This window comes from Acinetobacter sp. YH01020 (assembly GCF_013420275.1).
In the GTDB taxonomy this organism is placed as follows: Bacteria; Pseudomonadota; Gammaproteobacteria; order Pseudomonadales; family Moraxellaceae; genus Acinetobacter; species Acinetobacter amyesii.
This window is the reverse complement of sequence record NZ_VOYN01000099.1, coordinates 1-4,216: the sequence shown is the minus strand read 5'-3', so window position 1 is coordinate 4,216 and position 4,216 is coordinate 1. Positions and strand designations below refer to the sequence as shown.

General features: G+C 34.7%; 6 protein-coding genes and 4 pseudogenes. 4 read left to right on the top strand and 6 right to left on the bottom strand.

All coding sequences use genetic code 11. The features are described 5' to 3' along the window. The 3 genes and pseudogenes from FTT85_RS18095 to FTT85_RS18980 form a co-directional block, all read left to right on the top strand. A pseudogene (locus FTT85_RS18095) lies at positions 1–117 on the top strand (transposase); the annotation flags it as partial. Between the two features lie 157 nt (positions 118–274). Then, positions 275–608 (top strand): annotated as a pseudogene (locus FTT85_RS18090) (class I SAM-dependent methyltransferase); the annotation flags it as partial. After that, positions 550–777: a hypothetical protein gene (locus FTT85_RS18980; RefSeq protein ID WP_206863076.1), complete on the top strand. Its 228-nt coding sequence runs from the start codon at positions 550–552 to the stop codon at positions 775–777. The pseudogene FTT85_RS18090 and the gene FTT85_RS18980, both read left to right, overlap by 59 nt. Here FTT85_RS18980 and FTT85_RS18085 read toward each other — a convergent pair. The 5 genes and pseudogenes from FTT85_RS18085 to FTT85_RS18065 all read right to left on the bottom strand — a co-directional run bounded on the left by FTT85_RS18085 (position 774) and on the right by FTT85_RS18065 (position 3,125). Continuing rightward, a complete protein-coding gene (locus tag FTT85_RS18085; RefSeq protein WP_019383654.1) occupies positions 774–1,262 on the bottom strand; it encodes a GNAT family N-acetyltransferase in 489 nt (162 codons plus the stop codon). The genes FTT85_RS18980 and FTT85_RS18085 overlap by 4 nt on opposite strands. After that, positions 1,252–1,518 (bottom strand): DUF1778 domain-containing protein, encoded by a 267-nt coding sequence (locus FTT85_RS18080; RefSeq protein WP_026094019.1) that lies wholly within the window; start codon positions 1,516–1,518, stop codon positions 1,252–1,254. The genes FTT85_RS18085 and FTT85_RS18080 overlap by 11 nt, the downstream gene beginning before the upstream one ends. Positions 1,519–1,702: 184 nt before the next feature. Continuing rightward, a pseudogene (locus FTT85_RS18075) lies at positions 1,703–2,209 on the bottom strand (RNA-guided endonuclease InsQ/TnpB family protein); the annotation flags it as partial. A 122-nt stretch (positions 2,210–2,331) separates the two neighbouring features. After that, complete coding sequence (locus FTT85_RS18070) at positions 2,332–2,847, bottom strand: GNAT family N-acetyltransferase (protein ID WP_180184105.1); 516 nt, start codon at positions 2,845–2,847, stop codon at positions 2,332–2,334. 2 nt (positions 2,848–2,849) lie between these two features. After that, entirely contained in the window at positions 2,850–3,125 is a 276-nt protein-coding gene (locus tag FTT85_RS18065; protein WP_180184104.1) for a DUF1778 domain-containing protein, read from the bottom strand. Between the two features lie 323 nt (positions 3,126–3,448). Here FTT85_RS18065 and FTT85_RS18060 point away from each other — a divergent pair, with 323 nt between their 5' ends. Further along, positions 3,449–3,934, top strand: coding sequence for a hypothetical protein (locus tag FTT85_RS18060; protein WP_180184103.1), 486 nt, complete (start codon positions 3,449–3,451; stop codon positions 3,932–3,934). Positions 3,935–4,125: 191 nt separating this feature from the next. Here the strand turns inward: FTT85_RS18060 and FTT85_RS18055 are convergent. Then, positions 4,126–4,216 (bottom strand): annotated as a pseudogene (locus tag FTT85_RS18055) (IS5/IS1182 family transposase); the annotation flags it as partial.

Sequence of the window (4,216 nt, the reverse complement as noted above, 5' to 3'; positions counted from 1 at the left end):
TGGAAGCAGATGAAATATTATTGGCGAGATTTTCAAGTCATGGCAGCTGACAAAATAGAGCAATGGGTTGAGAAAGTATCAAACCTATTCGGAAAAGAATACATGTTTACTTTTTAATGGAGACTTAATATGTCTAAGGCAAGCTGTATTGAATATAAATCAATATAGAAAGGGACGAGCGATATCGTCGCTGAAGTTGTAGGTTAAAATCGTTTCTCAATGATAAGCGAACTCTGATATCGTATATATACATGGCTGAGATGTATCCAACTGAATGAAAACAATAGATTATTACAATAAACAGGCTGATCAATTTATAAAGTCGACCTTGAATGTGGATATGGAAGCACTATACCAACCTTTTTAGAGCAATTAGCACATGATGCCTACATTTTAGATTTAGGTTGTGGCTCAGGTCGGGATACTTTGGCTTTTAGAAAAAAGGGCTATTACGTATATGCGATTGATTATTCTGAAGAACTTGTAAAAAAAGCGACTGAACTTACAGGGTTGAAAGTACGTTATCAAAGTTTTTATGACTAGCAGAATATGAAACATATGATGGTATTTGGGCATGTGCCTCTTTACTACATTGTGCTCGTAATAGACATCTCTGATGTTTTAAAATGTATTCATGCTGCATTAATGAATAGTTCATCTTCATATCAGCATGTTGAAGAGCAAGATCTTGAAAAATTTGCAGATTATTGGATAGGTCTGTCACCAATTCTCATTCATAGTTTGCCAGTTACTTGTATTCCTAGTAGACCACTTTAATTAAAATTAGGAATTTCATTCACTGGATATATTAATGTTAATGGATTTGATGTTAAAGAAATGAAGCCAAAACGCTGATAAAATTCCATCGCTTTTTGATCTTTTGCATGTATTACAACAAAATTTACACCAATAATTTGAGCAACTTTTGAAACTTGTTTGAGAGCATGTGCTAAAAGCACTTTTCCAATTCCTTGCCCTTGAGTCACTTTATCAACGGCAAAGCGACCTACAACAACACAAGGGAGTGGATAACGAGGTAAGCGTTTGGTGAGTACGGTATCTACTAAATCGAATCCAATAGAGGTACTAGATAGACAGTAAAACCCTATCACATTTGAAGCATGATCAACAGCAACATACGTTTTACTTGTCCCTGATTTCTGATGTTGGGACGCATATTGTTTAATGAACTTATTTAAGTCGTCTTGCCCACAATTAAATGATTTTCTTTGGTGATGAGTTTGTAAAATCTCAATTCTCATCTAATAAACTCATTAATTTCTTCATTTCATCGTTTGCAGGGCGTGGATTTTCAAGCAAATTCATTAACATATCACGATCAGCATTATTTACTTTCAACTCATGGTTAGATTTAAGTAAGTCTTTTGCTCGTTCAAAGGAGGATTGCAGCATAAAAGAACTTACACTGAGGCCTAATAAATTCGCAGCTTGCTCAATCACATTCTTTGCATCTGCTGTTGAACGAACATTAATTCGTTCAGTTGCTAAATTAGCCATTTCTTCACCAATAAGTACATCATTTTGATGTACAAATTATAACATATCAAGATGTAGCATCAAGACTTGACATACTCCCACCACTTTCGTTTTACCTCAAGTGGGGGATTCTAAAAGCAAAAGCTCTTAGGTGACCTTCCTCACGGATTTCAGTTGCTTTCTGCTTCACAGGGCGACCTTTACCTCATCCTCCCTCGACAGACAAAACGGTATGTCCTGCCGCCAAAATATTGCGAGAAGCGTTAATATCCGCATTCTCGCTAAAGCCACATTCAACACACTCAAACTTAGTTTGAGTAAGTCTATTTTCTTTGGCTACATGACCGCATGAGCTACACGTTTGACTTGTATATCTAAGGTCAATTTTGACGAGCAAACCACCTCGCCATAGCTGTTTGTACTCCAACATATCGACAAGCATCGACAAACCTTGATCAAGAATTGATTTGTTTAAGCCCGATTTGGCTTTAACATTCTTTCCTTTTTTCTCGATTGAGCCTTTCGCTGATTTCGACATATTGGCTACCTTTAAGTCCTCAACTACGATCATTGCGTGGTTTTTGCTGAGAGTTGTAGTGACTTTGTGCAAGTAATCATGCCGAATATTGGCAATATGATGGTGTAATTTATTGATCTTTAGATTCAGTTTTTTCCAGTTTTGACTAGGATCAGTCTTTCTGCGTATTCTTCTCCAACTAGACACCCAATGGCATTTACGCTTGGACAAAGAATATTGGCTTACTTGGACAGACTAAAACTTAGATCAGTGGCAAAAATATTAAGAAACAATGCTGATACGGAATGAAGCAATCCCTATAATTGATTAATTATATTCATGTGAACAAATAACCGCATTGGGTCATCCGAAAATTGAGTAAATATTCCTACGTGTTGGTAGAATTTCATTGCATCGTCATCTAGCACATCAATCACTACACCGATAGCTGGCAGCCCATGTTGATTGATGGAATATGCTGTTCGCAATGCATGAACCAAAGTTTTAATACCTAGCTGTTTATCTTGATGATCAATAGAAACTGCCAACCTTGCCAATAGCATGATGGGGATAGGGTATGCAGGTATAGATTTAGACTGTTTGGGTAAGGATTCACGGCTTACAGAACTACTTGCCAAGGTGAAATAAGCTGCAATCTGGGCTTTATTTTCATTGGATTGGCAAGGTAATACCCATGTTCGACTCAATCCAAGTATATTATTCTTAACTGCAAATCGACTTAGATATTCATTGAGGCTTTGCTTGCCACAATCAAAATTTTTTAGATTATGAATCGAAGCATCTGCAACTTCAAAAGTTGTTCCCAATAACAATTTTAAAAGCCCTCTTTATCTAAAAGTTGGGCAGCCTGCTTTAATCGGGCAGGAACGGTATGCTGTGCATTACAGACTTCAATAAATCGGTCAAACTGAGCGTTGCTTAATTCAATATTTGCTTGCTCTTGTAAAATTTGCGGTGCTTTATCTCGAATCAAGCGAACAAGAAATTCAGTTAATGAAGAACAGCCTAATGCAGCAGCAGCTCGTTCTGCCAATTGCTTTGTTTCAGCATCAACACGCATTTCTATACGCTCACGAACACTTGTAGACATATTCTATCTTCTCTAATCTCTAAATATTATTATACCATGTACGGCATATTTCCGTACATTAAATTTTGAAGTGAAAAAGAGTTCAAGTAAAAAAAGAATCCATGTCCAAGTAGTTGTTCATTTCGCAGTCTTTCCAATCTTTGTGTAATAAAGCCGTTTTATATACTGAAAAATTTAGTTTTATAGAGGGCTGAATATCAAAATCAAAAAATAGGACAAAAGACGTAAATGTGATATAATTCAATTGGTTAAATAATTTTTGGGTTTGCGCTTGTTAAAAATATAAATTACACTTTTTAAATTAATTCTCAAAAGATATTTGTATGATCAGTGTTTCAGGAAAGGCTGTTTGTCGTGACGAATTAACTTATATTGAAAATAAGTTGATGGATTTTTTAAAAGAAAGGCTTTCTAACGTTAATAAGAAGTTCCCAGGTACGGCTATTTTTAGAAAATTTGATCATGCCGCTACGTTTTATTATTATTCTGGATCAAGTAATAAGCCAAGAGGTATGCTATATCTCAAGTTCGGTTATAATTTATTTTATGATGATGGTAGAAAAGAAATTTTTGTTTCAACTTTAGGTTTTAATACTAAGAATAAAAGAGAAGATGGAATAGGATTACTTGATATTTTGAATGAGATAGCTCAAAAATTTGAATATGAGATCATCTCTTTTGAGGCTGACTATTCAGTTCAAGGATGGACTAAAAGACTTCGATTACCGCAAATAGTTGATATTTTCCCAAAAGAATTTAATAAGGTTTTACTAGACTACAAGAACAGTTTTACTGAGTATAATTTTTAGTAGCTGAATATAAAAAAGCCAGATGTACTATCTGGCTTTTTTATATGAATTGGTGTAACAATAAAGTTAGTAAATAAATTATATAAATCAAATATTTTTTATTAAATACAGAGTTTTTTTTGATTGAATTTTATTCATTTTAGGACTGTGTTATTCTAGGGTGTGTTGACATTTACAGCCGATAAATTGAGCTAAAGAGGCAACCATATAAATATACAAGCTAAAGCAACAGCGCTTTGATAGTTACGTTTTAGCTTATCGTATCTTGTGGCAATTCCTCTA

Coding starts and splice junctions, on each gene's coding strand:
- FTT85_RS18085 (WP_019383654.1), bottom strand. CDS start 1,262: ATGAGAATTGAGATTTTACAAACTCATCACCAAAGAAAATCATTTAAT.
- FTT85_RS18080 (WP_026094019.1), bottom strand. CDS start 1,518: ATGGCTAATTTAGCAACTGAACGAATTAATGTTCGTTCAACAGCAGAT.
- FTT85_RS18065 (WP_180184104.1), bottom strand. CDS start 3,125: ATGTCTACAAGTGTTCGTGAGCGTATAGAAATGCGTGTTGATGCTGAA.
- FTT85_RS18980 (WP_206863076.1), top strand. CDS start 550: ATGAAACATATGATGGTATTTGGGCATGTGCCTCTTTACTACATTGTG.
- FTT85_RS18060 (WP_180184103.1), top strand. CDS start 3,449: ATGATCAGTGTTTCAGGAAAGGCTGTTTGTCGTGACGAATTAACTTAT.